Source organism: Sphingorhabdus sp. EL138, assembly GCF_945882965.1.
GTDB lineage: Bacteria > Pseudomonadota > Alphaproteobacteria > Sphingomonadales > Sphingomonadaceae > Sphingorhabdus_B.
Map to the genome: position 1 here is coordinate 99,469 of NZ_CAMCWY010000001.1, position 26,579 is coordinate 126,047.

30 protein-coding genes and 2 tRNA genes are annotated in these 26,579 nt (G+C 55.6%); 21 read left to right on the forward strand and 11 right to left on the reverse strand.

Annotated elements, in window-relative coordinates; genetic code table 11:
- Window positions 1-198: 198 nt before the first annotated feature.
- From Q0N43_RS00570 to petA, 5 genes are all read right to left on the reverse strand, one after another.
- The gene (locus Q0N43_RS00570; RefSeq protein WP_295440954.1) at window positions 199-705 is read right to left on the reverse strand and encodes an EF-hand domain-containing protein; all 507 of its coding nucleotides are present in this window, start codon (window positions 703-705) and stop codon (window positions 199-201) included.
- A gap of 141 nt (window positions 706-846) precedes the next feature.
- Window positions 847-920, reverse strand: a tRNA-Gly gene (locus tag Q0N43_RS00575).
- Window positions 921-1,039: 119 nt separating this feature from the next.
- Window positions 1,040-1,903, reverse strand: a complete 864-nt coding sequence (locus tag Q0N43_RS00580; RefSeq protein WP_295440957.1) for a cytochrome c1 — start codon at window positions 1,901-1,903, stop codon at window positions 1,040-1,042.
- A gap of 18 nt (window positions 1,904-1,921) precedes the next feature.
- Window positions 1,922-3,217, reverse strand: coding sequence for a cytochrome b/b6 (locus Q0N43_RS00585; protein ID WP_295440960.1), 1,296 nt, complete (start codon window positions 3,215-3,217; stop codon window positions 1,922-1,924).
- A gap of 14 nt (window positions 3,218-3,231) precedes the next feature.
- A complete protein-coding gene (petA, locus tag Q0N43_RS00590; RefSeq protein WP_295441218.1) occupies window positions 3,232-3,795 on the reverse strand; it encodes a ubiquinol-cytochrome c reductase iron-sulfur subunit in 564 nt (187 codons plus the stop codon).
- A 389-nt stretch (window positions 3,796-4,184) separates the two neighbouring features.
- Here petA and Q0N43_RS00595 point away from each other — a divergent pair, with 389 nt between their 5' ends.
- Entirely contained in the window at window positions 4,185-5,558 is a 1,374-nt protein-coding gene (locus tag Q0N43_RS00595; protein WP_295440962.1) for a class II 3-deoxy-7-phosphoheptulonate synthase, read from the forward strand.
- 33 nt (window positions 5,559-5,591) lie between these two features.
- On the opposite strand, the gene Q0N43_RS00600 is transcribed toward Q0N43_RS00595, so the two are convergent.
- The 4 genes from Q0N43_RS00600 to Q0N43_RS00615 all read right to left on the reverse strand — a co-directional run bounded on the left by Q0N43_RS00600 (window position 5,592) and on the right by Q0N43_RS00615 (window position 7,625).
- Window positions 5,592-5,876 carry a winged helix-turn-helix domain-containing protein gene (locus Q0N43_RS00600; RefSeq protein ID WP_295440966.1) on the reverse strand — a complete coding sequence of 95 codons (285 nt, stop codon included), beginning with the start codon at window positions 5,874-5,876 and terminating at the stop codon, window positions 5,592-5,594.
- Window positions 5,877-5,944: 68 nt separating this feature from the next.
- A complete protein-coding gene (locus tag Q0N43_RS00605) occupies window positions 5,945-6,232 on the reverse strand; it encodes a response regulator (protein ID WP_295440969.1) in 288 nt (95 codons plus the stop codon).
- Window positions 6,233-6,387: 155 nt separating this feature from the next.
- A tRNA-Gln gene (locus Q0N43_RS00610) sits at window positions 6,388-6,462 on the reverse strand.
- A 62-nt stretch (window positions 6,463-6,524) separates the two neighbouring features.
- On the reverse strand, window positions 6,525-7,625 hold the full coding sequence (locus tag Q0N43_RS00615; protein ID WP_295440972.1) for a branched-chain amino acid aminotransferase: 1,101 nt from the start codon (window positions 7,623-7,625) through the stop codon (window positions 6,525-6,527).
- Between the two features lie 48 nt (window positions 7,626-7,673).
- Between Q0N43_RS00615 and Q0N43_RS00620 the strand changes: the two genes are divergently transcribed.
- The 4 genes from Q0N43_RS00620 to Q0N43_RS00635 all read left to right on the forward strand — a co-directional run bounded on the left by Q0N43_RS00620 (window position 7,674) and on the right by Q0N43_RS00635 (window position 10,515).
- Window positions 7,674-8,183 carry a MarR family transcriptional regulator gene (locus tag Q0N43_RS00620; protein ID WP_295440975.1) on the forward strand — a complete coding sequence of 170 codons (510 nt, stop codon included), beginning with the start codon at window positions 7,674-7,676 and terminating at the stop codon, window positions 8,181-8,183.
- Entirely contained in the window at window positions 8,183-8,497 is a 315-nt protein-coding gene (locus Q0N43_RS00625; protein ID WP_295440978.1) for a phosphoribosyl-ATP diphosphatase, read from the forward strand. The genes Q0N43_RS00620 and Q0N43_RS00625 overlap by 1 nt, the downstream gene beginning before the upstream one ends.
- Window positions 8,498-8,512: 15 nt before the next feature.
- Window positions 8,513-8,890: a histidine triad nucleotide-binding protein gene (locus tag Q0N43_RS00630; protein ID WP_295440980.1), complete on the forward strand. Its 378-nt coding sequence runs from the start codon at window positions 8,513-8,515 to the stop codon at window positions 8,888-8,890.
- Between the two features lie 68 nt (window positions 8,891-8,958).
- Window positions 8,959-10,515 (forward strand): amino acid permease, encoded by a 1,557-nt coding sequence (locus Q0N43_RS00635; RefSeq protein ID WP_295440982.1) that lies wholly within the window; start codon window positions 8,959-8,961, stop codon window positions 10,513-10,515.
- Between the two features lie 55 nt (window positions 10,516-10,570).
- Here Q0N43_RS00635 and Q0N43_RS00640 read toward each other — a convergent pair whose 3' ends face one another.
- A complete protein-coding gene (locus tag Q0N43_RS00640; protein WP_295440985.1) occupies window positions 10,571-11,824 on the reverse strand; it encodes a multidrug effflux MFS transporter in 1,254 nt (417 codons plus the stop codon).
- 39 nt (window positions 11,825-11,863) lie between these two features.
- Window positions 11,864-12,505, reverse strand: coding sequence for a DNA repair protein RadC (radC, locus tag Q0N43_RS00645; RefSeq protein ID WP_295440988.1), 642 nt, complete (start codon window positions 12,503-12,505; stop codon window positions 11,864-11,866).
- A gap of 163 nt (window positions 12,506-12,668) precedes the next feature.
- On the opposite strand from radC, the gene Q0N43_RS00650 reads away from it, so the two are divergent.
- The 16 genes from Q0N43_RS00650 (at window position 12,669) to Q0N43_RS00725 (ending at window position 26,572) form a co-directional block, all read left to right on the forward strand.
- The gene (locus Q0N43_RS00650; protein WP_295440992.1) at window positions 12,669-15,842 is read left to right on the forward strand and encodes a YdbH domain-containing protein; all 3,174 of its coding nucleotides are present in this window, start codon (window positions 12,669-12,671) and stop codon (window positions 15,840-15,842) included.
- Window positions 15,843-15,867: 25 nt separating this feature from the next.
- Window positions 15,868-16,107 (forward strand): YnbE family lipoprotein, encoded by a 240-nt coding sequence (locus tag Q0N43_RS00655; RefSeq protein ID WP_295440995.1) that lies wholly within the window; start codon window positions 15,868-15,870, stop codon window positions 16,105-16,107.
- Window positions 16,107-16,499 carry a YdbL family protein gene (locus Q0N43_RS00660; protein WP_295440998.1) on the forward strand — a complete coding sequence of 131 codons (393 nt, stop codon included), beginning with the start codon at window positions 16,107-16,109 and terminating at the stop codon, window positions 16,497-16,499. Before Q0N43_RS00655 ends, Q0N43_RS00660 begins: the two co-directional genes overlap by 1 nt.
- Before the next feature lie 179 nt (window positions 16,500-16,678).
- A complete protein-coding gene (locus Q0N43_RS00665) occupies window positions 16,679-16,996 on the forward strand; it encodes an AtpZ/AtpI family protein (protein ID WP_295441001.1) in 318 nt (105 codons plus the stop codon).
- A gap of 67 nt (window positions 16,997-17,063) precedes the next feature.
- On the forward strand, window positions 17,064-17,819 hold the full coding sequence (locus Q0N43_RS00670; RefSeq protein ID WP_295441221.1) for a F0F1 ATP synthase subunit A: 756 nt from the start codon (window positions 17,064-17,066) through the stop codon (window positions 17,817-17,819).
- Between the two features lie 42 nt (window positions 17,820-17,861).
- Window positions 17,862-18,089 (forward strand): F0F1 ATP synthase subunit C, encoded by a 228-nt coding sequence (locus Q0N43_RS00675; protein WP_125229901.1) that lies wholly within the window; start codon window positions 17,862-17,864, stop codon window positions 18,087-18,089.
- A 58-nt stretch (window positions 18,090-18,147) separates the two neighbouring features.
- The gene (locus Q0N43_RS00680; RefSeq protein ID WP_295441008.1) at window positions 18,148-18,642 is read left to right on the forward strand and encodes an ATPase; all 495 of its coding nucleotides are present in this window, start codon (window positions 18,148-18,150) and stop codon (window positions 18,640-18,642) included.
- Window positions 18,635-19,249, forward strand: coding sequence for a F0F1 ATP synthase subunit B (locus Q0N43_RS00685; RefSeq protein WP_295441011.1), 615 nt, complete (start codon window positions 18,635-18,637; stop codon window positions 19,247-19,249). The genes Q0N43_RS00680 and Q0N43_RS00685 overlap by 8 nt, the downstream gene beginning before the upstream one ends.
- A 197-nt stretch (window positions 19,250-19,446) precedes the next feature.
- Complete coding sequence (gene uvrC, locus Q0N43_RS00690; protein WP_295441014.1) at window positions 19,447-21,405, forward strand: excinuclease ABC subunit UvrC; 1,959 nt, start codon at window positions 19,447-19,449, stop codon at window positions 21,403-21,405.
- A 75-nt stretch (window positions 21,406-21,480) separates the two neighbouring features.
- Window positions 21,481-21,792: a hypothetical protein gene (locus Q0N43_RS00695; RefSeq protein WP_295441018.1), complete on the forward strand. Its 312-nt coding sequence runs from the start codon at window positions 21,481-21,483 to the stop codon at window positions 21,790-21,792.
- A 37-nt stretch (window positions 21,793-21,829) separates the two neighbouring features.
- A complete protein-coding gene (locus Q0N43_RS00700) occupies window positions 21,830-22,420 on the forward strand; it encodes a recombination protein O N-terminal domain-containing protein (RefSeq protein ID WP_295441021.1) in 591 nt (196 codons plus the stop codon).
- Between the two features lie 138 nt (window positions 22,421-22,558).
- The gene (leuB, locus tag Q0N43_RS00705) at window positions 22,559-23,605 is read left to right on the forward strand and encodes a 3-isopropylmalate dehydrogenase (RefSeq protein WP_295441025.1); all 1,047 of its coding nucleotides are present in this window, start codon (window positions 22,559-22,561) and stop codon (window positions 23,603-23,605) included.
- A gap of 27 nt (window positions 23,606-23,632) precedes the next feature.
- Window positions 23,633-24,841 carry an aminotransferase class I/II-fold pyridoxal phosphate-dependent enzyme gene (locus Q0N43_RS00710; protein ID WP_295441028.1) on the forward strand — a complete coding sequence of 403 codons (1,209 nt, stop codon included), beginning with the start codon at window positions 23,633-23,635 and terminating at the stop codon, window positions 24,839-24,841.
- Entirely contained in the window at window positions 24,838-25,248 is a 411-nt protein-coding gene (gene apaG / locus Q0N43_RS00715; protein WP_295441030.1) for a Co2+/Mg2+ efflux protein ApaG, read from the forward strand. Before Q0N43_RS00710 ends, apaG begins: the two co-directional genes overlap by 4 nt.
- A complete protein-coding gene (locus Q0N43_RS00720; RefSeq protein ID WP_295441033.1) occupies window positions 25,245-26,036 on the forward strand; it encodes a LysR family transcriptional regulator in 792 nt (263 codons plus the stop codon). Before apaG ends, Q0N43_RS00720 begins: the two co-directional genes overlap by 4 nt.
- Entirely contained in the window at window positions 26,033-26,572 is a 540-nt protein-coding gene (locus tag Q0N43_RS00725; RefSeq protein ID WP_295441036.1) for a GNAT family N-acetyltransferase, read from the forward strand. Before Q0N43_RS00720 ends, Q0N43_RS00725 begins: the two co-directional genes overlap by 4 nt.
- The last annotated feature ends 7 nt before the right edge of the window (window positions 26,573-26,579 follow it).

Below are 26,579 nucleotides of genomic sequence, written 5' to 3' on the forward strand. Positions count from 1 at the left end.
CATAATGCAGTCGCTAGTCACAGGGATATAATCGTAACGCCCCAGATACGGCTCAGCTCCGGAAACCCGTGTAACTCAAAATATGTAAAAAACTATAGCCCGCAGACCACAGGCTAAGAGACTATTCAATCGAACAGTGCGCGAAAACGCGCGGGCGAGACCGCGCTAGCCTTAGCGTGTCTTACGTGCGGCCTGACGTTATTCAATAGAAATGCTGTCATCTTGATTGGCATCTGCCTTAGTAAAGCGTGCGTCAATCGCAGCGCGGTACTCTGCTTGGGACACGGCCTTGTCCCGATTGGTGTCGGCGCGCGGGACCATGGCCATGCCGCCAAAACGGCCCCGTTGGCGGGCTTCACGCATGCTGGCTCCAATGCGTTCCATGCGCCGTTCACGCCGGTCTGCGCGTCGCTCGACACCAGCTTCATGGGCCGCCATGAACTCGCTTTGGCTAATGGCACCATTTTTGTCTGAGTCCATCATAACAAAGAGCTTTGCCATCATGGCGATCCGGTCGGCTGCGTTTAATGTGCCGTCGCCATTTACGTCTATCTTGGCAAAGCGCGCATCGGCCGCTGCCATGGCTTCTGCCTTGGTGATAATATGATTTCCGTCTGAAGCGGCTTTAACTGGTGCAGCATGAAGCGCCGCTGCGGAAGTAACAGACAGGAGCATGACGCCAGCATAGACTGAAAGTTTCTTCATTATTCTCGCTCCTTCTAATCATCCGCAATAGAGCGCGCGCGTGAACATAGGATGCATATGGCGCGATAGCTTGTCAAGACAATGGCCATTTTGTCTCAAACTGTATCAGCTAAGCGGTGCGCCTGTCGCTGGGGTTAACGATGGAGCGGGTAAGGGGAATCGAACCCCTCTAGCTAGCTTGGAAGGCTAGTGCATTACCACTATGCTATACCCGCAACGGACCAAATGGCCGTTTGAAGCCCCGCTATTGCCATTATCCGGCCTTAGCGTCAACGTCCTCATTGCAAAAGAAAGGGCCGCAAAAGCGGCTCCTTCGAAAATCGGTTTCACCCTGTCAATGCTTTTTGTCTGCCCAGATAGTTTGGTAGGACATCCAGGCAAGCACGGTGAAGATAATCAGGAAGCCCAAAGCCGCCCAACCTGCGCTCTTGCGGTTTTCCATCTTTGGCTCTGCTGTCCATGTCAAGAATGCAGAAACGTCTTTCGCCATCTGCGCCTTGGTGGCCTTCGTGCCATCATCATAGGTAACTTGATCATCACCCGCGATCGGGTTGGCCATAGCGATGTTCAAATTTGCAAACCATGGGTTGAAGTGGAGGCTAGCAGGTGTTGCTGCTTCAGGGAATTCCTTTAGCAGCTCTTGGCCTTCTTCATTCTTGTAGCCAGCTTGATCACGGTAACCCATCAACAATGAATAAACATAAGCAGGGCCATCGCCGCGCGCCTTGGTGATCAAGGAAAGATCAGGTGGAAGCGCATTATTGTTCGCGGCACGTGCAGCAGTTTCGTTCGCAAATGGCGAAGGAATTTTATCGGCGGGGATTGCAGGGCGCGAGGCGGCTTCACCCGTTTCAGGGTTGATGCTTGGTACTTCGGTCTTCCAACCTTTGGCCAGTGCCTTCACTTGTTCTTCATTGTAACCCAATGCCGCGAAATCACGGAAGGCAACAAGATTTAGGCTGTGGCACGCCGCGCATACTTCAGAATATACCTTCAATCCACGCTGTAACTGGCCACGGTCAAACTTGCCGAACGGACCGTCATGCGCAAAGCTGACGGCAAGTGGCATTTCGTGAAACTCATGCTCAGCCGTGGGCTGCGCAGGTTCCTGAATAGCCTGGATAACAGTATCCCCAAGGCCAACTAAAAGCATGCCGCTGAAAAACAGACCTATAAAAAAAGCAACTAAACGAACCATGATACTGCTTTCCCTGTTTTACGCAGCCGCTATTTCAAGCGGTTTACCGGTGACGGCTTCAGTGATTGAATTGGGCAGCGGTAGCGGCCGTTCAATACGTGAGACTAACGGTAAGATGATCAAGAAGTGCGCGAAATAATATGCCGCCGCAATCTGGCTGAGGACAACCCACTCGGTGTACGGAGGCTTACCACCGCAATAGGTCAAAACGACCAGACTTGGGATGAGGCCGTACCAGAAGAACTTACGGAACAATGGGCGATAGTGACCCGAACGTACTGGCGATGTGTCCAGCCAAGGCAGGAAGAACAACAGCAAGATCGAACCAAACATCGCCAACACGCCCATCAGCTTGGCCTCAACGATGATGATACCGGTGAACGGAATACCAAAATCGACGGTGAACGCTTTCAAGATCGCGTAGAATGGTAAGAAATACCATTCAGGCACGATGTGCGCTGGTGTCGAAAGCGGGTTTGCCGGGATATAGTTATCTGGGTGACCCAACATATTTGGTGCAAAGAATGTCACTGCAACAAAGAAGATCAAGAAGACGCCCAGACCGAACCCGTCCTTCGCGGTGTAATAAGGGTGAAACGGAACAGTGTCCTGTTCGCCCTTGATGCTTACGCCCGTTGGGTTCGATGATCCTGGAATGTGTAATGCCCAAATATGTAGGATGATGACGCCAGCAATGACGAACGGCATCAGATAGTGCAGCGAGAAGAAGCGGTTCAGCGCGGCTTGGTCAGGCGCAAAGCCGCCAAGCAACAACTGACGCAATGGTTCGCCCACCAATGGAATGGCGGAGAAGAAGCCAGTGATAACCTGTGCCCCCCAGAAGCTCATCTGGCCCCATGGAAGCACATAGCCCATGAACGCCGTAGCCATCATCAGAAGGAAAATTGTGACGCCAAGCAACCAGATCATTTCACGCGGCGCTTTATACGATCCGTAGAAAAGTCCCCGGAAAATGTGAATGTAGACGACAATGAAAAAGAAGCTCGCGCCGTTCATATGCGCGTAGCGCAAGAACCAGCCTGCGTTTACGTCGCGCATGATGTGCTCGACGCTGTTGAACGCGCCGTCGACGCTTGCATAATAGTGCATAGCAAGAACGATGCCAGTTACTATCTGGATAACCAAAGCGAAGCCAGCAAGGACACCGAAGTTCCAGAAATAATTGAGGTTACGTGGCACAGGATATCCTGCGCCGAGTGAGTTAAAAACCAGACGCGGCAAGGGCAGGCGTTCATCGACCCACTTACTTACGGTGCCTTGCGGCTTATATTCTTGTGCCCAAGGGAAGCTCATAACGTTCTAGCTCCTCAACCGATTTTAACGACTGTGTCAGAAATGAATGCGAATTCCGGAACGACGAGATTCGTCGGGGCTGGTCCCTTCCGGATACGTGCGGCGGTATCATAATGCGAACCATGGCATGGGCAGAAATAGCCCCCAAATTCGCCCTTAACTTCGCCAGCGGCGGCGCCCAAAGGCACGCAGCCCAAATGGGTGCAGACGCCCAGCGTGATTAACCAATTTTCTTTGCCAGGCTTGGTGCGTTCGGCAAGCGTTTGCGGATCACGTAATGAACCCACATCAACCTTGTTGGCCATCTCGATTTCAGCGGCCGTGAGGTTGCGAATAAATACAGGCTGTTTGCGCCAGCTGGTCTTGATCGACTGACCGGGCTGAATCGCGGCTACATCAACTTCGATAGAGGCCAAAGCCAGCACGTCAGCGCTTGCGCTCATCTGCGATACCAACGGCATAGCAACGGCGGCAGCGCCTACGCCAGCGAAGCTGATGGTTGCGATGTGTATGAAGTCACGGCGGCGGACGACTGGCGCATGATCGTTGTTTTCAACGCGCAGGTCTTGCGCAGGCATAACGCCCGATGTCGGATTTTCCGCATTCAAAGCGGCTGCAGCGGAAATCTTTGGCGCTTTTACCGGCTTTTTTCCTGTGCCGTTTGTTTTTTTGACTGTCAACATAATCTGCCCTTCTTGCGTCGCGGGGCTGAACCCCACGATACCGACGAAATCTTAACACTCCAGCTGCGTCCAGTACTATGGCGTGCGGCGGGGGCGATTCAGCGGCCACATAGACGCCTTTCCAATCATTTGCCAACAGGCAATTTGGTCGTCAATGTAGCAAAATACGCCAGCTTGGTTGCATTTTGCGAAACCAGCGGAAATTAGGCGCTAACACTTGCTACCGACAACATGTTACGCCTAAAGAGCGCAAATGTTATTCGATTATTGTTGGAGTATGACCCATGGCGACGAATTGGACGCCTGAAAGCTGGAGAGACGCAACGGGCATTCACATGCCTGCTTACAAGGATGCTGCTGCGTTGGCGGCCACCGAAAACACGCTACGTAATTATCCGCCGTTGGTTTTTGCAGGTGAAGCGCGAAACCTCACAACCGATCTTGCTAAAGTAACGGAAGGTAAGGCGTTTCTTCTTCAGGGCGGCGACTGCGCCGAAAGTTTTGCCGAATTTCACCCGAATAACATCCGCGATACTTTCCGCGTGATCTTACAAATGGCCGTTGTGCTGACCTTCGCGGGTAAGTTACCTGTGGTGAAACTTGGACGCATGGCGGGACAATTTGCCAAGCCACGCTCGACACCGACCGAAACAATAGACGGCGTTGAGCTGCCGAGCTATTTCGGTGACATCATCAATGATATTGAATTTGTTGCCGAGGGACGCGAGCCAGACCCGGCGCGTATGATCCGTGCCTATAGTCAGGCCGCATCAACACTGAACCTGCTGCGCGCCTTTTCCAGCGGTGGTTATGCCAATCTGCAGCAGGTGAACGCCTGGACGCATGATTATATGGGCCGTTCGCCATGGGCACAGAAATATAAAGAAACCGCAGATCGTATCAGCGAGGCGCTGGCCTTTATGGAAGCGTGCGGCATTACGCCAGAGACAGTGCCGCAAATTAAGGGGACGAGCTTCTACACCAGCCATGAAGCCTTGTTATTGCCGTATGAGCAGGCGATGACGCGTCAGGACAGCCTGACCGGCGGCTGGTACGATACGTCAGCGCATTTCTTGTGGATTGGTGATCGGACGCGGTTTGAGGGCTCCGCCCATGTCGAATTTTTGCGTGGTATCGGCAACCCCATTGGCGTAAAATGTGGCCCAAGCCTTGAACCCGATGCATTGTTGCGGATGCTCGATACATTGAACCCAGCGCGGGAGGCAGGGCGGATCACGTTGATCTCGCGTTACGGCTATGACAAGGTTGAAACTGGGCTTCCGACCTTGGTACGCGCCGTGCAGCGTGAAGGACATCCCGTCATCTGGTCGTGTGACCCCATGCATGGCAACGTCGTCAAATCAGCTAGCGGATATAAAACGCGCCCGTTTGAGCGTATCTTAGCCGAAGTGCGCGGCTTTTTTGCTGTGCACCGCGCCGAGGGAAGCTTTGGCGGCGGTATCCATATTGAAATGACGGGTCAGAATGTCACCGAGTGCACCGGCGGGGCCGTTGCCGTGACTGACGAAGGTCTGGCAGATCGGTATCACACACATTGCGACCCACGCCTGAACGCGGCGCAGTCACTTGAACTGGCGTTTCTGTTGGCCGAAATGCTGAATCAGGAAATGGTGGAGCGCGCGAAAAAGGCCGCTTAAAGCTTCCTTTTTCGCACAGTCAGTTGTCAATGCTTACGGCTTACTGCGCAATTCCAGACGGTAACCGTAACCGAAAACCGTTGAAATCCGGAAGCCGTTTTCGGACCGCAAATCCAACTTCGCCCGCACCCTCGAAATATGCATGTCTAACGTCCGTGTCGCTAGCGTTGCCGTTGTCCGCCAAATGGTTTGCATAATATAATGACGCGACAAGGTCCGGTCTGTGTTTTTGAAAAACATTTCCGTCAAATCAAATTCCTTGGCGGTCAAAATGACGGTCTGTTCATGGATTGTAACGCTCCGCTCAAGCCGGTTCATTTTGTAGGCGCCGTATATGACTTCAGTATCAAACGCCCCCCCGACCGCATTGCCGCGCAGCAAAGCGTTTATCCGTGCCGCATAACATTACGGCTTTCCCGCTTAGCAGACCGGCTCGCCATCATGATTACCGGTGGTCGGGTCGGCAAAGCCGTATTCATCCATTCAAGCAGGGAAGTATCGTCCCCGGCGCGAATATTCCAATCCAAGATGACGAGGTCAAACACGTCCCGCGACAATATCTCTGTAAAATCATTGCTGCTGGTGCAACCGACGGCAACATACCCCAGGTCTTCGACTATATGTTTAAGATAATCAACAACATCCAAACAATAGTCCGCAATAAACACTTTCATCCTAATACCACCCCTCAGCGGCCCGCCGACATCACAGCGGTAAAATATACCTAACGATATATTACTTCGTTACTAGATAGCGCTGCAATTTTTACGTATGATTACAAAAGTTTACAAAAATTCTGGAAATGATAAGCTTGCATTATCTGCATAAATGGCTGGGGCGGCAGGGATCGAACCTGCGAATGGCGGCATCAAAAGCCGCTGCCTTACCGCTTGGCGACGCCCCAGCAAGCCAGTAATCTGACCAGTTCCGGCGGCTTATATCGCGGGAAACTTATTGCGCAACTGCTTAATCAATACGCTGCACCCAGCCATGGGCATCTGCGGCAACTCCGCGTTGGATATCCACAAGTTGTGAACGAATTTGCTGAGTCATCTGCCCCGGACCGCCTGCGCCGATGGTAAAGCTGCCCTTCGCAGACTGCACTTTTCCAACCGGCGTCACGACTGCAGCCGTTCCGCAGGCAAAGGTTTCGACCAAGCGCCCCGATTCTGCATCGGCCCGCCACTGGTCGATGGCGTAGCGCTCCTCACGCACGTTCAACCCTTGCGCACGCGCCAAAGTTAGCACGGAATCGCGGGTGATGCCTTCCAATATTGTGCCGTCGGCGGGCGGCGTGATGATCGACCCGTCATCGAACAGGAAAAATAGGTTCATGCCGCCCAGTTCTTCGACCCAGCGATGTTCGGCTGCGTCGAGAAATACGACCTGGTCGCAACCCTGTTTGATCGCTTCGGACTGCGCCACAAGGCTGGCGGCATAGTTACCACCACATTTCGCCGCGCCCGTGCCGCCGGGTGCCGCGCGGGTATAATGTTCGGACACCCAGATCGAAATTGCTGGCGCGCCGCTTTTGAAATAATTGCCGGCCGCAGACGCAATGACCATGAACAGATATTCTGCAGATGGCTTCACGCCCAGAAACACTTCGCTCGCGATCATGAATGGGCGCAGATAAATAGAGCCGCCATCAACAGGTGGAAACCAGTCCTTATCGACATCAACCAATTGCTTGCACGCTTGCAGGAACATCTCTTCAGGCAATTGGGGCATTGCCAAGCGCTTTGCCGAGCGTTGAAAACGGCGGGCATTTTGTTCGGGACGGAACAAGGCCATTCCGCCGTCGGCAAGGCGATAGGCCTTTAGCCCTTCAAAAATCTCTTGCGCATAATGCAAAACGGCCGTCGCAGGGTCGAGCGATAGGGGCGCGCGTGGCCCGACCTTTGCGCCATACCAGCCTTTGTCGTCCGAATACCGAATCGTCACCATATGGTCGGTGAAAACTCGTCCAAAACCGGGATCGACCAGCCGCGCCGTGCGTTCGCTGGAATCGACCGGATTAGGGTTTGCTTCAAAAGGAAATGCGCCAGCGTTCATCGATGCTCTCATTCATTAGGGTCTTGCACTGTCCTATGGGCTAGGCCAAGATACGTCAATATGGCTGTCCCATCTTCTGTTTCTGTCACGCCGACCGCGTCGCCCCTGTTCCTTCGAGAAAATGAAGTGCGGCGCGGGGTTGAGCTTTTATTCTTTGGATACACGCGACTTACCCGCGCAATTGACGAAGGGCTGGCGGCACATGGCCTTGGTCGCGCGCACCATCGCGCGCTGTATTTCGTTGCGCGCCAGCCCGATCTGCCGATTAGCGCGTTGTTGAAAATCCTCGCGATCACCAAACAATCGCTTGGCCGAGTCCTTACCGATTTGGCGGACAGGGGACTTGTCGAAACGCGAACGGGGAATGTCGACCGGCGTCAGAAACTCTTGCGCCTCACGCCAGAGGGCATTCAGTTCGAAGCGCAATTGTTCGATGCGCTCCGCAACAGCCTGGCGTCCGCTTATGCCGCGGCGGGTCAGGAATCCGTCACAGGCTTCTGGCGCGTTCTCGAGGGCTTGATCCCCGCTGAGGACAAGGCCATGGTCGTCGCCTTACAGAGAGATATTTGATGCGCGATACACTCATACGGCTCGAACACACCATTGCCCAGCGGGCGGACGCCGCCCCGGACAGCAGCTATGTCGCATCCTTATTAGCCAAAGGTCGCGGTAAAATCGCGCAAAAGGTTGGCGAAGAAGCGACCGAGACAATTATCGCGGCGCTTTCAGGCGATGCGCAGCATGTCACCGCTGAAGCCGCGGACCTGATTTTTCACCTGATGATATTGCTGCGTGATGTGGGTGTGTCGCTGGACGATGTGCTCGCTGAACTGGATCGCAGGGAAGGCGTCTCTGGCTTGGTCGAAAAAGCGGCGCGGACATAAGCCAAGGAGTGACACATGCCGATTGATCCGACACTGGAATATGACGACCAGAATATCTTCGCCAAAATCCTGCGCGGCGAGATACCTTGCCGCAAGGTGTTCGAGGATGCATGGGCCTTGGCCTTTGACGACATCAACCCGCAAGCACCTGTTCATGTGCTGGTGATCCCAAAAGGCACCTATGTCAGCTGGGATGATTTCAGCGCCAAAGCCAGCGATGCCGAAATCGCCGGATTTGTCCGCGCCGTGGGCCATGTTGCGCGCGAACTAGGACTGGTCGAGCCTGGATATCGCCTGCTCGCCAACATCGGAATGGATTCACATCAAGAGGTTCCGCACCTGCATGTCCATATTTTTGGTGGAAAACCGCTCGGACCCATGCTTATACGGTGAAATTAAGTTGCGCGGCGGCATTTAGAGGCTAGGTTCTGCGCGATAAGAAATCCATCGGGGAGATTATGATGGCCGTTGAGCAGCAATCCGTGTTGCAGCGCATGTTTGCGCGCAAAACGATCGCACAGGTACAAAGAGAGTCGGCAAACAGCGAACTTAAGCGTTCGTTGGGCAAATGGAACCTTTTGCTGTTGGGCGTTGGGTGCATCATCGGTGCGGGTATTTTCGTCCGTACGGGTAGCGCGGCTGCCTTACATGCTGGCCCTGCGGTTATGTTGTCTTTCGTTGTCGCAGGCATCGTCTGTGCTTTTGCAGGGCTTTGCTACGCAGAACTCTCCTCGACGCTGCCGGTGTCGGGTTCAGCTTATACTTACAGCTACACCACGTTGGGCGAATTTGTTGCTTGGATTATGGGCGCGTTGCTGCTTCTCGAATACGGCCTTGCCGCATCGGTGGTGGCCGTCGGCTGGGGCGGCTATGTTGTCAGCTTGCTTGCGGACTTCGGCCTTGTCATCCCGCCCCAATTCACAGGACCCACCGGACATGCCGTCATGCAGGATGGTGCCCCGTTGATCGTCGATGGCGCCGCCGTGACTGCGATTTTCAACTTGCCAGCATTCTTTGTCTGCATGGCCTTGTCACTTTTATTGGTGGTTGGCGTATCGGAATCGGCCAAAGTGAACAACATCATCGTAGCTATCAAAGTCAGCGTGTTGGCAGCGTTCATTCTAGTTGGTGGTTATATCGTCCTTTCAAATCTGCCTGAACTAGTGGCGACTAATTGGACGCCATTTATTCCTGAAAATACCGGCGAAGGTGAATTCGGTTTCGACGGCATCATGCGCGCTGCCTCTATCGTTTTCTTTGCCTATATCGGTTTCGAAGCGGTATCTACCGCTGGTCAGGAAGCAAAAGACCCCAAGCGCGATATGCCATTTGGTATTATCGGTTCGTTGGTTGTTTGCACCGTCATTTACATGCTTGTCGCTGCGATCATGACCCTGCTCGTGCCTTATGGAACATTGAACGTGCCTGACCCAGTTGCGGTTGTGGTCGATAGCTTCGGTGCCCAATGGTCGTGGCTGGCAAAGACCATTAAGGTCGGCGCTATCATTGGTCTGACCTCGGTTGTTCTGGTGTTGATGTATGCTCAAACCCGTATCTTCTACACCATGGCCCGCGATGGTCTGTTGCCGAAGATATTCTCGAGGGTGCACCCACGTTTCCACACACCTTACATCAACACGTTGTTGGTTGGCACGATCACGGCGGTTGCGGCTGGTTTCTTTGACATCAATGTTCTGGGCGACATGACGTCGGTTGGTACTTTGGCGGCATTTGCCATCGTCTGTCTGTCGGTGATTTACCTGCGCCGTGCAGCACCTGAATTGCCGCGTGGTTTCTCGGTGCCTTTGTACCCGCTGACACCGATCCTTGGCATATTGTCCTGCCTGTATCTGATCGAGTCGCTTCCACAACATGTACTCATGATGTTTTTATACTTTTTGATTGGGGCCATATTGATTTACTTCGTGTATGGCATGCGCAATTCAAACCTGCAGCATGACCAAAGTATGGATGATGCGCCGGATATGGGTGAGTTTCCTGGTCCATTAGTGGACTAAGGCTTCCGCCAAATAACAATAGGACAGGGGCGCTTCGGTGCCCCTTTTCTTTGCCTTAATTGCGCGGGTTGGTGGGCAGGGGCTGAGTGGTTCCGGGCCGGGTAAACAGCTTCCCCTTCTCGCACCACAGCACAAGGCCAAGCGCCACCAGCCCGCAGCATAGGAACCCCAAAGCGACGGGATATACCGTGCCGTCAAACTGCTGCCCGATAATGGCGCCAAGCGATGCCGCAAGCGCCGTGCGGACGAAGGTCTGAAAAGACGAGGCCGCCCCTGCGACATGGCCAAAGGGGGACATTGCAATCGACGAGAAGTTGGACCCGATAAAGCCAATCATCGCCATGTTACCGGTCAGCAATATCAGGAAGATCGGCAAGGACGTTGGCGCAAACTTGGCCGCAAGCAATTGCAACGCGCCCAACGCGATGAAGGTCAACAATGCGGTCTGCGACACACGGCGCGCCCCAAAACGTTCGACGATCCGCGAATTGGTGAAGTTGGACACCGCGATGCCAATGGCGATGATCGCAAAGCCAATGGTGAAGAAATCCGCCGCGTTGAACACCTTGTCAAACATCTGCTGCGAACTGTTGAGATAGCCGAACAAAGCGCCCTGCGTGACGCCAGCGCCAATCATGTAACCAGCGGCATTGCGGTTCAGGACGACAATCTTCCACGCCTTTGCGAGCGCCTTTGGCTGAATAGGAATGACATTTTCGGGTGCCAATGTTTCGGGCAAGCGCAGATAGACCCAGATAGCGGCGGCGACGGCCATGACGGCCATCAGGTCAAAAATCACCCGCCAGCCAGCGAAAAGCAGCACCAACTGGCCAATTGTCGGCGCAATAATTGGCACGATCATGAAGATGAGGAAGATGGTCGACATGCGCCGCGCCATGGCGTCGCCTTCAAATTGATCTCGGATAACCGAAATCACCAGAACGCCCATGGCTGCCGCCAACAGCCCATGGATAAAGCGCATGACAAGCATGATTTCAAAATCAGGCGCGAAGGAACATGCCAAAGACGCTATCGCCGCACCAATAGTTGCAATCAACAATATCGGCTTTCGTCCATAACGGTCGGACAATGGACCGTAAATGAGCGCACCGATTCCTGTGCCAGCCAGAAAGGTCGAAATAATGTATTGGATCTGGTTCGGCTCAGCGAGGCTAAGGCCGCGCACCATGGCGGGGAAGGCGGGCAACATCGCGTCAATGGCCAGCGCATTCAGCGCCATGAGCGACGACATCATAACGGTCAACTCACGCGGGCCGATGGATTTCTTGACGGGGGTTGGGGATGGCATTTTGTGGCTATGCGGGAGCGGCCACCATTTTGCCACCCACTAAATCAGCCGGGAACTGCGCATGCTGCTGAAACCGTTTTTGCCAATGATGATGTGATCGTGCACAGCTAATCCGAACTTCTTCCCCGCATCGGCAATGTCGCGCGTCATCGCGATGTCTTGCCGGCTGGGGGAGCTGTCCCCGCTGGGATGGTTGTGGACAAGAATAATCGCTGCCGCGCCAAGGTCCATCGCGCGACGGATGACTTCGCGGGTGTAAATGGCGGCTTGGTCGATGGAACCCTCGCTCGCCACCTCATCACGGATCAGCATGTTTTTGCTGTTAAGATATAGCGTGCGCACGCGCTCAATCGTCAGATGCGCCATGTCGGCGCGCAGATAATCCAGCAATGATTGCCAAGACGACAGTATCGGCAGTTCGCGCACGGGTTCGCTGAGCAGGCGAAGCGCCGCGACTTGAACTATCTTCAACGCCGCAACGCTGGTTTCGCCCATCCATTTTTCTTGTAAAATACTGTCGGCGTCTGCGGTCAGCAAGGCCGATAGGCTGCCGTAACGGTGAATCAAATCCTTCGCGATCTGCTTGGTATCTCGGCGCGGAATGGCGAGCGCGAGGAGATACTCGATCAATTCATGATCGTGAAGGCTTTCGCCATTCTTCTCCAACAAACGCTTACGCAAACGCGCGCGGTGGCCCGTGCCATGATGTTACGTCTTATCCATTCTATCTGTAATCAGTCTATCCTGCTGTGATATTGTTCTTTTCTGTGATTTTTGCGTCGGGCGCAAGTCGCATCATGCAAATGGCGTTGCAACAGGACGGCCTTTCCCGCATTTGCGTATTATGCAGAATCCTGCCGACGAAACACCGACGGGCGATGTCGATGTGCAACACTATAGCGGCGCACATTGGAAGCGGCGCATTTTCGGCGGCGTTGGCATCTTGCTCGCACTACTGTTGCTGTTTGCGTGGACTCAGCGCAACACTATCGCCGACCGTTTTGTGCAAAATGCGTTTGCAGAGCGGGGTATCAAGGCAAGCTACAAAATTGATACGATCGGTTTGCGTACGCAGCGTATTCGCGATCTTGTTATCGGCGACCCTGCTCGCCCTGACCTTACCGCAAAGCTGGTCGAAATTGACGTGGCCCTGAACTTTGCCGGTGCAACTTTGCGCGACGTCCGCGCGGACGGCATCATCTTGCGCGGGCGTTATGCCGATGGCACCTTGTCCTTCGGTGGACTCGACAAATTCCGCGACGTCAAATCCGCCGAGCCGTTTGCGTGGCCCGATATCGCGGTAGAAATTAAAAACGCGCGTGCGCGGATTGATACACCATGGGGTGTTATTGGTGCTGGCCTCAATGGCAGCGGCCTGCTGCGGAACCGTTTCACCGGCGTTCTGTCGCTGCGCGCGCCGGTTGTGAAGGCGGCGGGATGTAGCGCGGCAGACATGAAATTTGATGGCAAGCTGCTGCTCGAATGGCGTGAGCCGCATTTAATCGGGCCAATGACGTCCACCAAAGCAACATGCGGCGAAGCAGGCATTGTGCTCGACGCGCCGCGTTTTGATATTAATCTCAAGCTGTCTGAACGTTTTGATGCGTGGGACGGCACCTTTGCTTATGCGGCAGATGCGCTCAGACTATCGCAAGCTCACTTGCGGGGCATATTCGGCAAGCTGTCGGTCGATGGCAAACTGGCGCGTACCAATTTCGACTTTACCGTGCACGAGGGTTCATTGCGTTCCGCCCCGCTGTCGGCGCGCCGGTTGGTTTGGGCGGCTAAGGGAACGGCTGGCCTCATGGACGGCCATATGGCTTTGTCTGCGCGCGGCGATGCCTCAATCACTGGCGGCGCATTTGATCGCGGCACAATCGCGGGCCTTCGTGACTTGGCCGCACAAACGAAGGACACGCCAGTTGGCCCCATAATCGCGCGAATCGCACCCGTGCTCGAACGCGCTGGCGATCAATTCTCCGCCAGCCTCGATTTTGATGGCTATCAGGATTTTCAGGGTCGGCGTGGGGCACGCATCGCGAAGCTTGCGTTCACAAGTGCATCAGGCTTGCGTATGCGGCAAAACGGTAACTTCGGTGCCATGGCAACATCGACTGGTTGGATATTGAACGCGCCTGTTCAGATCGCATTATCTGGGCCCAATGTGCCCTCTGCCGCCCTTTCGCTCGCACAATCGGGTCAGAGCTGGTCGGGCAATCTGGTTATTGCGCCTTATGCCTCTGGCGGGGCGAAGCTTATAGTGCCTAAACTTGCCTTTAAGGGGGGGGGCAATGGCGCATGGCGCTTTGCCGGACAGGCGCGGATATCAGGGCCGTTGCCGGGTGGTTTCGTCACTGGCCTGAACGTGCCCATATCGGGTCGTTACAATGCTGGGGCTTTCACCTTGTATGACAGCTGCCAGAATGTCCGATTTGACGCGTTGCGGCTATCGAGCCTTGCGTTACGCGGCCAGTCGCTCCGGCTTTGTCCGGATGCTGGCCGCCCGATGCTGAGCGTGCGTGAAGGCAACGCCCGCTTTGCGACTAATGTTGCAGGCCTCAACGTTTTGGGTACGCTTGGAAGCGCGCCGCTCGCTGCGCGTGGCAGTAATGTCCGCTTCAGCCTGACCGATGGTTTTGCCGCCAAAGATGTGGTCGTTGAGCTGGGCCAACCCGAAGCGCGTTCTGTTTTCAATATTGGCAGCGTTGATGGAAGATTCGATCAAGGCGGCGCTTCCGGTGCATTGACCGGCGGCGCGGGGCAGATTGGCAAACTGCCGCTGCTGATGGACGCCGCATCGGGTGAATGGCGTTACCTTGCCAAGACGCTGACCCTCAACGCGCGGCTAAATGTGTTGGATGCAGACCAGGTCGACAGGTTCAAGCCCATGCTGGTTCCAGATGTGCGGTTGTTGCTCGAAAACAACATCATCACCGCGACCGGCCATTTGGTTGAGCTAACCACCGGTACGCGGGTGTCAGATGTCGATATCCGTCATGATTTAAGCAACAGCAGCGGGCGCGCCTTGCTCGCGGTGGATGACGTGCGCTTTAAGGAGGGCTTTCAACCCGACTTGCTCACAGCCCTTGTCTTGGGCGTCGTCGCCAATGTTGACGGCAGCGTCTCGGGTGATGGTCGTATCGCGTGGGACACAGATGGGGTGCGCAGCACTGGACGCGCGTCCACGCTCAATATGAACTTGGCCGCTGCCTTCGGCCCGGTTGAGGGGCTGACGACCGAAATCGTGTTTTCCGACCTTTTGGGCCTCGAAACTGCATCGGACCAAATCGCAACTTTGGGGTCGGTGAACCCAGGTATAGCCGCGCTGGGGGGAACGGTCAGCTATCGATTGCTGCCCAATCGGCAGGTCGCGATTGAATCGGGGCGCTGGCCATTTGCGGGCGGGGAATTGGTCCTTGAGCCAACTGTCCTCGATTTCGGGGTTGAGTCCGAACGCCGCCTGACCTTCCGCGTCATTGGCGTTGACGCGGAGAAACTGCTGGCTGGATATGATTTCCAGAATTTGCGCGTTACCGGCGTGTTTGATGGGACCTTGCCCATGCTGTTCAACCAAGATGGCGGCAGGATTGTCGGCGGCGCTCTGGTGTCGCGTCCCGGCGGCGGGGAGGTCAGCTATCTGGGTGAACTTGCCTATGAAGATATGGGTATGTTCGCCAACTATGCCTTCAACGCCTTGCGCTCTATCCGCTATTCCACATTGACCATTGGCGTGGGGGGCGACCTTGACGGGGAAATCGTCACGGACATCGGCTTTACTGGGGTGCAGCAGGGGACGCTGGCAAAGCGCAACTTCCTAACCCGGCAATTGGCGCGGATTCCCATCAAGTTCAACGTCAGCGTGACGGCGGAATTCCTGAAGGTTATAGGCTCTATCCGCGGGCTTTATGACGCCAATTATGCGGCGGACCGCGATCTGCAGTCTTTGCTCGACGCGCAGAAAAAGCAGAACGCGCAAACAGGGCCAGCGGAAACTAAACAAGAACCATCAAATGAATGAACCATTCAGCATAGGGAAAGCGAACATGGCGCAAAACCGCGATCAATTGACGAACCGCACGGATAATGCGATTCGCCGCCATATGAGGAAAATGATATTCTTGTGCGCGCCGTTGGTGGCGTCGGTTTTGACAGGATGCGTGCAAGTCACCGCGCCAGACAAGCCAATCGTCATCAACTTGAACATCGCGATCCGGCAGGAGATTTTATACAAGCTGTCGGCTGCGTCCGAAAAAGTGATCCAAGAAAACCCTGGAGTATTTTGATGAAAGTTTCTGTTGAAATGATGACCGCAGCGTTGTTGCTGGGTGCCATCGCAACAAGCGCAATAGCCTTCCAGTCGGGCCGTGACCCGGCCTATCAAAATGCGCGGGAAAGCGGTTTAGTGGGTGAAAAGTCAGACGGTTATCTGGGCTTTGTCGTCCCGCCTTCGTCGGCGGTTCGCGCGCTGGTTGAGGATATCAACATTAAGCGCAAGGCCGTGTATTCAAAAGAGGCTCTGGCAAATGGTGCCACAGTCGAGGAAATGGCGTTGCGTACGGGCTGCCGCCTGATTGCAGAACGCACCGTATCGGGGGAAAAATACCAGACATCATCGGGGCAATGGAGAACCCGCGACGGCACCGCACCAGAGCTGGATTCGCGCTGTCCGCAGTAAGACTGCCAATATAGTTTGGATGGGCCGTGGTAGAGATGCCGCGGCCTTTTCTATTGCGTTGCAACAATCTTGTAGGCGCGCTGTTGACTTGGCGCGGGGGCTCTCCTAAAGCGCCCGTGCCTAGGCGGGGTTTGCCCGATTTCGAGGTGGTTTCCCTTGTTTAGAAAGGCCGGAATCACATGAATTCAAATAACCCCGGGCAGGACAATGACGGCACAAGTGACGCACGGCTCGATTCGATAGATTTGCAGCTGAAAGCAGCGCGGAAAGCCGAGGCAGTTCGTGCTGGTAAGGATCAGGTTCCCGCCAAAGGAATGCGGCAAGGGAACAGGGTTTTGACCGAACTGATTGCTGGTCCGGCTGGTGGTGCTTTGGTTGGCTGGTTATTGGACCGCCTTCTGGGTATCGCGCCTGCGCTCCTGTTGACGTGCATGTTTTTGGGCATCGCGGTCGCCTTCAGGAATATAATAAAGATTTCAGCAGAGCGTCCGGACTAATCCGGGCGCTTGACGTGTATATAACAGGGTAGTGAACGTGGCAGGCGAAAGCGGCAAAATCGATCCGATGTACCAGTTCAAGATTGAGCCGCTCGCGCAGCTTCAACTTGGTGGCTATGACGTCTCCTTCACCAACTCTTCGTTGTTCATGGTGCTTGTCCTTGGCGCTTTGTGGGTTTTCATGGCGGGCGGAATGAAGCGCGAAATGGTTCCCGGTCGCTGGCAAATGGCGGTCGAAGGTGCCACTGGCTTTATCAACAACATGTTGACCGCAAATGTTGGTCCCGAGGGCAAGAAATATGTGCCCTTGGTTTTCTCGTTGTTCATGTTCATCCTGATGGCGAATTTCATGGGCATGATGCCCTTTGGCATCGTTCCCGGCGTGCATCCCTTCACAATTACCAGCCATCTGACCGTAACTGCCGTCTTGGCGTTGTTCAGCTTCGGCACTGTCTTGGTCGTTGGTTTCTGGAAGCATGGCCTACATTTCTTCAGCCTGTTTGTGCCGCATGGCACGCCATGGTGGTTGCTTTGGCTGATCCCGGTTATTGAGCTTTTCTCTTTCATGATCCGTCCATTCAGTCTCGCACTGCGTTTGTTCGTCGCCATGACTGCCGGACATATCATGATGAAGGTGCTCGCCGGATTTGTGATCAACGGCCTGAATGCAGAAGCCGCTTGGGTGCCGCTGATTGTGAGCTTCCCAGCGTTTCTGCTGATGATTGGTATTACCCTGCTTGAATTGCTTGTGTGTGCAATTCAGGCTTATGTTTTCGCGCTTTTGACGTCGCTGTACATCAACGACGCCGTCAATTTGCATTAAGTTTTCAACCACTAAGTTTATTTTTTAACAGGAGTTATTATCATGGACGCAGAAGCAGCCCAAATGATCGGTGCCGGTCTGGCAGCAATTGGTGCCGGTATCGCCGCTGGCGGTGTTGGTAACGTTTTTAGCTCGTTCCTTCAGGGCGCGTTGCGTAATCCAGCAGCAGCTGACAGCCAGCAGGGCCGTCTGTTCATCGGCTTCGCCGCCGTCGAACTTCTTGGTCTGCTCGCGTTCGTTATCGCGATGATCCTGATCTTCGTTGCCTAACTGACGGTTCGCCCCGGCACTGCGCCGGGGCATTCTTTCATAAGGACGAACGCATAATATGCCCCAGATTAGTCAGATCCTTGAAACCTACGCATCGCAGTTCTTTTGGCTGTTGATTGTCTTTGGCTTGATCTATTTTACGGTCAGCCGGGTCATGTTGCCAAAGGTGGAAGCAACGATGGATGCCCGTAATCGCAAGATTGCGGACGACCTTGCTGCTGCCGAACATGCACGGGCAGAGGCCAACAATCTGGGTGACAGCGGTGCTGCCGACCTGACGGCGGCGCGGACCGCAGCGCAGGCCAAGTCCGCCGCTGCCAAGGTGAAAGCCGCGACGGACGCCGATGCGCGTTTGGCAAAGGCGGACGCCGAAATCAGCGCAAAGATCGCCGCTGCCGACGCCGATTTGGCCAAGGCAACGGCCAACGCGCTGGCTGGCATAGAAGCTGTCGCCGCCGAAGCTGCGGCGGACATCGTCGCCAAGGTTTCCGGTGCCAAGGTCACATCTGCGCAAGCCACAAAAGCAGTGAAGGCGGTAATGTCGCATGGCTAATCCAACCACAGCAACCGAAGCGCCCATGACTGCACCTGCGCCAGAGGCCGCCGCGATTGCAACGCCAGCCGCCGAAACACATGCGTCAACCGAAGCGCACGGCGGCGCTGAAGAACATGTCACGCCGTCGGCGCTGGGCTTTGATGCCTCCATGCTCGTCGCATTGGCGATGCTAGCGGTTATTGCGTTGGCTATTTGGAAAAAAGTCCCTGCGATGATTGCAGGCGCGCTGGATAACCAGATTGCGGGCATTCGCGCGCAATTGGATCAGGCCACCGCTTTGCGGGCCGAAGCTGAAGCCATCAAGGCCGAATATCAAGCTAAGGCCAAGCAAGCGGCGATTGACGCCGAAGCAATGAAGGCTGCGGCGGAAGAAGAAGCCAAGTTGATCGTATCGCGCGCCAAGTCCGACGCAACTGCGTTGATTGGCCGCCGTGCGCAAGCTGCCGAAGAAAAAATTGCCGCCGCCGAACGCGCTGCGATTGGCGATGTGCGTAAGGCTGCGGCCACGGCTGCTGCTGCTGCCGCTGCGCAACTTATCGCTGCGCATCATGACGCAAAGGCCGATGCCGCGTTAATCGATCAGTCGATTGCGGCGCTGAATTAAGTTATAAAAACTTAGTAATTCCCGCGCAGGCGGGAACCCAACTCCTGTGCTCTCCGTTAGCAATAAGCCGTTTTGGAGCAGTTATGAGTCCGGAATTAGATTCCCGCCTGCGCGGGAATGACGGTGGGTATGCTAAACAAGCCCCCCAACGGAATGACATTGAGTCTGCCAATGGCTCAGCCTACATGGCAGGCAACATGCCCAAAGCCGAACGCCCCGACCAACCCAACGCAGCCTCCCGCTTTAGCGAGGAAAAGGCGACATATGCGGTGCGCGGTGCGGACACGCCGGATTTTGACATCGGCATCGCCGCGATCCGAAATGTCCTGAACACCCTGCCGTTCAAACCCGGTGTCTACCGCATGCACGATGCGCGCGGCGACGTGCTCTATGTCGGTAAAGCCCGTGCCTTAAAGAATCGCGTCGGCAATTATGTGCAGATCGACCGGCTGCCCAACCGCTTGCGCCGGATGGTCGCGCTGACGCGATCCATGACCATCGTCACCACCAATAGCGAGGCTGAGGCGCTGTTGCTGGAGGCGCAACTCATCAAGCGTTACCGCCCCGCTTACAATGTGCTGCTGCGTGACGACAAAAGCTTCCCCTTCATTCTGCTGCGCGCCGACCATAAATTTCCGCGCATTCAGAAACATCGCGGTGCGCGGCGGCATAAGGGCCAATATTACGGCCCGTTCGCCAGCGCTGGCTCCGTCAACCAAACACTGAACGCGCTGCAAAAATTGTTTTTGCTGCGAAGCTGCACCGACAGTTTCTTTAACAATCGCGACCGGCCTTGTTTGCTGTATCAAATCAAGCGCTGTTCCGCGCCTTGTGTCGGGCGGATTGACGACGCGTCTTATGACAGTCTTGTCGCGGACGCCAAATCCTTCCTCGACGGCAAATCCTCCGCTGTGCAAGCCAAATTGGCCAAGGAAATGGAATCCGCCGCTGAGGCGCTCGATTTCGAACGCGCCGCTATGGTCCGCGACCGTCTTCGGGCGCTTACCTTCATTCAGGGGTCGCAGGCGATCAACGCGCAAGGCGCGGGCGACGCTGACATCTTCGCGCTGGCACATCGCAACGGCGTTATAGGCATTCAGGCATTTTTCATTCGTGGCGGGCAGAATTGGGGGCATCGTTCGTTCTTCCCCGCGCATGTTGCTGAAATCAGCGAGGACGAGGTGTTCACAAGCTTCCTTGCGCAATTTTATGAAAATGTTCCGCCTGCGAAATGCATTTTCCTTGACCGGCAACTGACCGAGACAGACTTGTTGGCGCAAGCCCTGTCCGAACGTGCCGAACGCAAGATCGAAATCAGCGTGCCGCAACGCGGCGACCGTGTGCGCTTGGTCAAACAAGCGACGCGTAACGCCGAAGAGGCGCTGGACCGCAAGCTGGCAGAGGGCACTACGCAGGGTAAATTGCTGCAAGAAGTGGCTGACCTGTTCGAATTGCCCGAAGCGCCGCGCCGGATCGAAGTCTATGACAACAGCCATATTCAGGGGACCAACGCGCTGGGCGCGATGATCGTGGCTGGGCCGGAAGGTTTCATCAAGGGCCAATATCGCAAGTTCAACATCAAAAACCCTGACATTGCGCCGGGTGACGACTTTGCCATGATGCGCGAAGTCATGGCGCGGCGTTTTGGGCGACTCGTAAATTCTCCCCGAACCGGGGAGGATTTTGAACCTGAACGCGATGAAAACTGGCCCGATCTTGTCCTGATCGATGGCGGCAAGGGGCAAATGAGCTCCGTCATGCAAATAGTGCGTGAATTGGGTGTAGAGGATGTTGCCTTTATCGGCGTGTCCAAAGGCCCTAACCGCCATGCGGGCCGCGAGATGTTTCACTTCCCCGATGGCCGCGAATTTACCTTGCCCGTCAACGCGCCCGTCATGTTTTATTTGCAACGGCTGCGCGATGAGGCGCATCGCTTTGCCATTGGTGCGCACCGCGCGAAACGCAGCAAGGCCATTACCGTTAGCCCGCTTGACGAAGTTCCAGGTATTGGCCCGTCGCGTAAAAAGGCGCTATTGATGCATTTTGGCACTGCCCGTGCCGTGCGCAATGCCAGCCTTGAGGATTTGCAAAAAGCCCCCAGCGTATCAGCTGCCGTCGCCCAAACGGTCTATGATTATTATCATAGCAACGGGTGATGTCCGCTTGCAGCGATATGTTGCACTGCACAATGTTTTAGTTGCATGGTGAGGTAGGTTCGATAGAGTCAGCCTATGACGAACAATCAACTGTTGCTTGAAGCTATCGCGCTCAAAAAATGTATCACCCTAGTGTACAACAATGTGCCGATGAAGCTTGCCCCGCATGTCCTATATTCCAAACATAATGCAGTGTTCACCGATGCGGTCATATTGGAAAAACATGGCGTTGCGCGACGTGATAAGAAGATTGGCGCTTTCCATTTATCGGGGCTCAACGAACTGCAACTGACGGATCAGTCATTTGAAATTGATGCTGTTTTCCAACCTGCCGCCGAAAAATATGCAGGTGTGACCTTATTCATGGTCAGCGGGGACGCAGGATAGAGCTTCCCCTCACGGCGCAGTCTTGGCATGAGGGCGCATGGACATTTCGGCATCGGCCATCATCTGCGCGGTCCGCAACCATGGCGAAACAGGTGCCATTGTGCGTTGCTTTACCGCAGATTACGGCATCATTGCGGGCTATGTCGCAGGCGCACGCGGGCGGCAATTGCGGCCAGCCCTCATCCCCGGCAATGTCATCAAGGGCGAATGGCGGACGCGCATCGCTGGACAATTGGCGCGCCTGACGCCCGAATTAGAGCACAGCCGCGCGCATTTGTTAAGCGAACCATTGGCGATTGCCGCGATTGACTGGGTCACGGCGCTGACCGCAGCGACGCTGGCGGAGGGCATCCCCTATCCGCGTGTCCATAGCGCAGCGGATGGTTTGCTCTCCGCAATTGAACTTGCCCCGGCGGCTAGGGTGTGGGCAGGGGCGGTGGCGCAATATGAGACGTTGCTGCTGGCCGAACTTGGCTATGCTGAAGACCATGATAGTGACAGCGCGCCCGTCGCAATGATGGCGCAGACTCGCAAGCGGCTGGTCGCGCATGTGCTGGGCGACCGCCGCGCCGACGTCATGGCTGCGCGTGAACGGCTGGTGGAGCGATTGAAAAGGGCAGTTGCATAAGCGCTCTGCACTTGGCAGGGGAGGCATGATTACAACCCCGTAGCCCTGAGCCTGTCGAAGGGCGCTTAAAGGCATCGCCATCCCGAGAGGCGTGCTTCGACAGGCGCAGCACTACGGTTTCTTTTGAGGAATGCCGCCATGTTAGTTGCTTTGTTACCCGGGGACGGAATTGGTCCCGAAGTCATCGCAGAAGCACTGCGCGTTCTGGATGCGCTCGCTATCGAAGGGCTTGCCTTTGAAGAAGTGCTCGTCGGCGGTGCGGCATATAAGGCGACTGGCCATCCATTGCCCGTCGACACGCTCGCGCTTGCCAAGCGCGCTGATGCGATATTATTTGGTGCGGTGGGGGATCCGGATTGTGACGCGCTCGAACGGCATTTGCGTCCAGAACAGGCGATATTGGGCCTACGCAAGGAACTATCCTTGTTCGCGAACCTGCGCCCCGCGATATTGTTTCCCGAATTGGCCGACGCCAGCGCGCTTCGCCCTGAGGTTGCGTCACAAATTGATATGGTCATCGTCCGCGAACTCAATGGCGATGTATATTTTGGCGAAAAGGGTATGCGCAAAACCGCCGACGGCAAGCGCGAAGGCTATGATATCATGTCTTACAATGAGGATGAGGTCCGCCGCATCGCCCGCGTCGGCTTTGAAACCGCGATGGCGCGCGGCAGGAAACTCTGCTCGGTGGACAAGGCCAATGTGCTCGAAACCTCGCAACTGTGGCGCGATGTCGTCATTGAAACCCATGCCGAATATCCCGAAGTCGCTTTAAGCCACATGTATGTCGACAATTGCGCGATGCAATTGGTGCGCAACCCTGGCCAGTTTGACGTGATCGTGACGGGCAATTTGTTCGGCGACATATTGTCCGATCAGGCCAGCATGTGCGCTGGCTCCATTGGCATGTTGCCGAGCGCCTCTTTGGACGCCGCCCAGAAGGGCTTATACGAGCCAATCCACGGCAGCGCGCCCGATATCGCGGGGCAGGGCAAGGCCAACCCGCTTGCGACGATATTGTCGGCGGCGATGATGCTGCGTTACTCTCTGGACTTGCCGGAGCATGCCGACCGTATTGAAACTGCCGTGGCGAAGGCACTTGCTGGGGGCGCACGATCTGCGGATCTCGGCGGCACTCATTCGACCCGTGAAATGGGTGATGCGGTGCTTGCCGCCTTGACCTGAACCCTGCTCTCCCCGAAAAGCGAACTTATGAAGAAAACCACAGGCCAGAATCGCGAAATTACGAAGCTTTGGCGTCCCGCCACCCAAGCTGTGCGTGGGGGCACTTGGCGCAGCGAGCATGGCGAGACGTCTGAGGCGTTATTCCTGTCGTCGGGCTTTACCTATGACGACGCTGAAACCGTTGCCGCGCGCTTTGCCGGTGAACAGGATGGCATGACCTATTCGCGGTTGCAGAATCCGACGGTGCAAATGCTTGAAGAACGCATTGCGTTGATGGAGGGGGCAGAGGCATGCCGCGCCCAAGCCACGGGCATGGCGGCGATGACCACGGCGTTATTGTGCCAGTTGCAAATGGGCGACCATGTCGTTGCCGCGCGTGCGGCGTTCGGTTCTTGCCGTTGGCTAACGGACAATTTGCTGCCCAAATGGGGTATCAGCACGACCACCATCGACAGCCGCGATAATGACGCGTGGAAGGCCGCGATCCAGCCGAATACGAAAGTGTTCTTCTTTGAAACGCCGGCAAACCCGACGATGGACATTGTCGACATGGCCTATGTCTGCGGACTGGCGAAGGAACATGGTATCACCACCGTCGTCGATAACGCCTTTGCTACGAGCGTTCTTCAGCGTCCGATGGACTTTGGCGCCGACGTTGTCGCTTATAGCGCAACCAAATTGATGGACGGGCAGGGCCGCGTATTGGCCGGCGCGGTGTGTGGCTCGCAACAATGGATCGATGACGTGCTTTTGCCGTTTCAGCGCAACACTGGGCCAAATTTGTCACCCTTTAACGCATGGGTGGTGCATAAGGGGCTTGAGACGTTGGAGCTGCGCGCCATGCGGCAGTCTGAAAACGCGCTTGTCGTGGGTAAATTCCTTGAGGGCCGCGTGCCGCACATGATGCACCCCGGCCTTGAAAGCCACCCGCAACATGCACTTGCGATGCAGCAGATGAAGGCGTGCGGGCCAATCTTCGCCTTTTCGGTCGATGGTGGCCGTAAACAAGCACATGCCTTATTAAATGGGCTGAAGTTGATCGATATCTCGAACAATATCGGCGATGCGCGCAGCCTGATGTGCCACCCGGCATCCTCCACGCATCACAGCATGGGCCCCGAAGCCCGCGAAGCGATGGGCGTTGGCGAAGGCTTGATCCGCATCAATGTTGGTTTGGAAGATCCTGCCGATTTGATCGAAGATTTGGATCAGGCGCTCAAGGCCGCTGGTTTATGAGCGGCATCCTCGATTCCTTTTTCGCCGCCAGCGCGACGACTGACGGCATTACCGTCCGCGTCTCGCCAAATTTTTTGGTGGAACAATCCGCGCCCGCCCAAGGACGCTGGTTCTGGTCCTACCATATCCGCATCGAAAATGTGGGTGATGCGCCTGTGCAATTAATGACCCGGCATTGGCGGATTACCGATGGTCGCGGCACGATCAGCCATGTCGATGGCGACGGCGTGGTGGGAGAACAGCCGCTGCTTAAGCCGGGCGAGAGCCATGATTATGTTTCCGGTTGCCCATTGCCCACACCCAGCGGCATGATGGAAGGGCAATATCGTTTCATTCGCGAAGATAGTACCACGTTCCTTGCTGAAATTCCGCGGTTTACGCTGGTCGCGCCAGCTACGGCGCGATGAAGCGCACCCATCTGCCCCTAAACGGCTTGCGCGTACTTGACGCTGCGGCGCGGCATTTGAGCTTTACGAAGGCAGCCGACGAACTCGCGGTCACACCCGCCGCCGTCGGTCAACAAATCCGCGCGCTGGAGGATATGTTGGGCGTCGTGCTGTTCCGCCGCACGCCCAAGGGGCTGGAGCTGACGGACGAAGCGGCAAACGGCCTTGATGCCCTGCGCGCCGGGTTCCTGCAATTCGAAGAATCGGTCCGTGCAATGCAGGCGGGGCAGTCGTCCAATGCGCTGACCATTGCCGCGCCGCGTGATTTTACCGCCAAATGGCTCGCCGCGCGGCTGGCGACGTTTAGCAAGGCAAACCCCGATACGCGTTTTAATTTGGTTGCGGCGGACGAGAGTATTGACTTTACCGAGGCCAATCTCGACCTCGCCATCCGCCTGACTACCGGGCCGGGGGAACATGAGGGCATTTGCCTTGCGGCGGGCGCTTATGTGACCGTTGCCGCGCCACAGGGTGGGGCAGAGACACCAATCAGCTGGCCAAATTGTCCGGTGGCAGAGGGCGTTGCCGCGCTTCGTCTTGCCGACGCTGGCCTTGCCATTGACGCCGCCGCGATTGGGCTGGGCAGGGCGACTGTCCCGCTAATCCTTGCCGAAGCTGACATCGCCAGCGGCAAAGTGCGCGCCGTCGACAATGCGAAGGAAAGCGATCAAGCCTATTGGCTAGTCGCACCCTTGCCACAATGGCGGCAGAAGAAGGTGAAGGCGCTGGTTGAGGCTTTGACGGGGTGACTGCGCCGAAACTTCTCGGCGAGCGTGTCATTCTCAGGCAGTTGAGAGTCGATGATGCACCCGCGCTCTTTGATGTTCTATCCGATGACGAAGTTATGCTTTATTGGTCTAGCGGCCCGCATGAGGATATCGATGAAACGCAAAGTTACATTGCTTTGAATGCAGACACCAAGGCTGGTCATATATGTTGGGCCATCACGCTCGACGAAAGGGTCGCACTAGGATGGGTTATTCTTTTGCCGTGCCGCAAAAACAGCTTTGAGCTAGGTTATATTCTCGGACGCAGCCATTGGGGCAGAGGCTATACCTATGAAGCTACCTGTATGGCTTTGGATCATGCTTTTGTGAACCTCGCTGCGCGTCGGGTTATGGCAGACACAGACCCCGATAACATTGGTTCAATACGGCTTCTTGAAAAACTAGGTTTCCAGCGCGAAGGGCATTTGCGTGAAGCATGGGAAACCCATATCGGTCTACGCGATAGCCTGATTTTCGGAATATTGCGTTCCGAGTGGCTTAAATCAGCATCAGCCTGAACTTGGT

Excerpts from the sequence above, each read along its gene's own strand:
- Q0N43_RS00635 (WP_295440982.1), top strand. The coding sequence starts at position 8,959 with ATGGCCGTTGAGCAGCAATCCGTGTTGCAGCGCATGTTTGCGCGCAAA.
- Q0N43_RS00680 (WP_295441008.1), top strand. The coding sequence starts at position 18,148 with ATGCCCCAGATTAGTCAGATCCTTGAAACCTACGCATCGCAGTTCTTT.
- Q0N43_RS00650 (WP_295440992.1), top strand. The coding sequence starts at position 12,669 with ATGCAGAATCCTGCCGACGAAACACCGACGGGCGATGTCGATGTGCAA.
- Q0N43_RS00655 (WP_295440995.1), top strand. The coding sequence starts at position 15,868 with ATGGCGCAAAACCGCGATCAATTGACGAACCGCACGGATAATGCGATT.
- Q0N43_RS00685 (WP_295441011.1), top strand. The coding sequence starts at position 18,635 with ATGGCTAATCCAACCACAGCAACCGAAGCGCCCATGACTGCACCTGCG.
- Q0N43_RS00710 (WP_295441028.1), top strand. The coding sequence starts at position 23,633 with ATGAAGAAAACCACAGGCCAGAATCGCGAAATTACGAAGCTTTGGCGT.
- leuB (WP_295441025.1), top strand. The coding sequence starts at position 22,559 with ATGTTAGTTGCTTTGTTACCCGGGGACGGAATTGGTCCCGAAGTCATC.
- Q0N43_RS00665 (WP_295441001.1), top strand. The coding sequence starts at position 16,679 with ATGAATTCAAATAACCCCGGGCAGGACAATGACGGCACAAGTGACGCA.
- Q0N43_RS00585 (WP_295440960.1), bottom strand. The coding sequence starts at position 3,217 with ATGAGCTTCCCTTGGGCACAAGAATATAAGCCGCAAGGCACCGTAAGT.
- Q0N43_RS00620 (WP_295440975.1), top strand. The coding sequence starts at position 7,674 with ATGGCTGTCCCATCTTCTGTTTCTGTCACGCCGACCGCGTCGCCCCTG.
- petA (WP_295441218.1), bottom strand. The coding sequence starts at position 3,795 with ATGCCTGCGCAAGACCTGCGCGTTGAAAACAACGATCATGCGCCAGTC.
- Q0N43_RS00660 (WP_295440998.1), top strand. The coding sequence starts at position 16,107 with ATGAAAGTTTCTGTTGAAATGATGACCGCAGCGTTGTTGCTGGGTGCC.
- Q0N43_RS00670 (WP_295441221.1), top strand. The coding sequence starts at position 17,064 with ATGTACCAGTTCAAGATTGAGCCGCTCGCGCAGCTTCAACTTGGTGGC.
- Q0N43_RS00630 (WP_295440980.1), top strand. The coding sequence starts at position 8,513 with ATGCCGATTGATCCGACACTGGAATATGACGACCAGAATATCTTCGCC.
- Q0N43_RS00695 (WP_295441018.1), top strand. The coding sequence starts at position 21,481 with ATGACGAACAATCAACTGTTGCTTGAAGCTATCGCGCTCAAAAAATGT.
- Q0N43_RS00605 (WP_295440969.1), bottom strand. The coding sequence starts at position 6,232 with ATGAAAGTGTTTATTGCGGACTATTGTTTGGATGTTGTTGATTATCTT.
- Q0N43_RS00700 (WP_295441021.1), top strand. The coding sequence starts at position 21,830 with ATGGACATTTCGGCATCGGCCATCATCTGCGCGGTCCGCAACCATGGC.
- Q0N43_RS00580 (WP_295440957.1), bottom strand. The coding sequence starts at position 1,903 with ATGGTTCGTTTAGTTGCTTTTTTTATAGGTCTGTTTTTCAGCGGCATG.
- Q0N43_RS00720 (WP_295441033.1), top strand. The coding sequence starts at position 25,245 with ATGAAGCGCACCCATCTGCCCCTAAACGGCTTGCGCGTACTTGACGCT.
- Q0N43_RS00625 (WP_295440978.1), top strand. The coding sequence starts at position 8,183 with ATGCGCGATACACTCATACGGCTCGAACACACCATTGCCCAGCGGGCG.
- apaG (WP_295441030.1), top strand. The coding sequence starts at position 24,838 with ATGAGCGGCATCCTCGATTCCTTTTTCGCCGCCAGCGCGACGACTGAC.
- Q0N43_RS00640 (WP_295440985.1), bottom strand. The coding sequence starts at position 11,824 with ATGCCATCCCCAACCCCCGTCAAGAAATCCATCGGCCCGCGTGAGTTG.
- Q0N43_RS00600 (WP_295440966.1), bottom strand. The coding sequence starts at position 5,876 with ATGAACCGGCTTGAGCGGAGCGTTACAATCCATGAACAGACCGTCATT.
- uvrC (WP_295441014.1), top strand. The coding sequence starts at position 19,447 with ATGCCCAAAGCCGAACGCCCCGACCAACCCAACGCAGCCTCCCGCTTT.
- Q0N43_RS00570 (WP_295440954.1), bottom strand. The coding sequence starts at position 705 with ATGAAGAAACTTTCAGTCTATGCTGGCGTCATGCTCCTGTCTGTTACT.
- Q0N43_RS00595 (WP_295440962.1), top strand. The coding sequence starts at position 4,185 with ATGGCGACGAATTGGACGCCTGAAAGCTGGAGAGACGCAACGGGCATT.
- Q0N43_RS00675 (WP_125229901.1), top strand. The coding sequence starts at position 17,862 with ATGGACGCAGAAGCAGCCCAAATGATCGGTGCCGGTCTGGCAGCAATT.
- Q0N43_RS00615 (WP_295440972.1), bottom strand. The coding sequence starts at position 7,625 with ATGAGAGCATCGATGAACGCTGGCGCATTTCCTTTTGAAGCAAACCCT.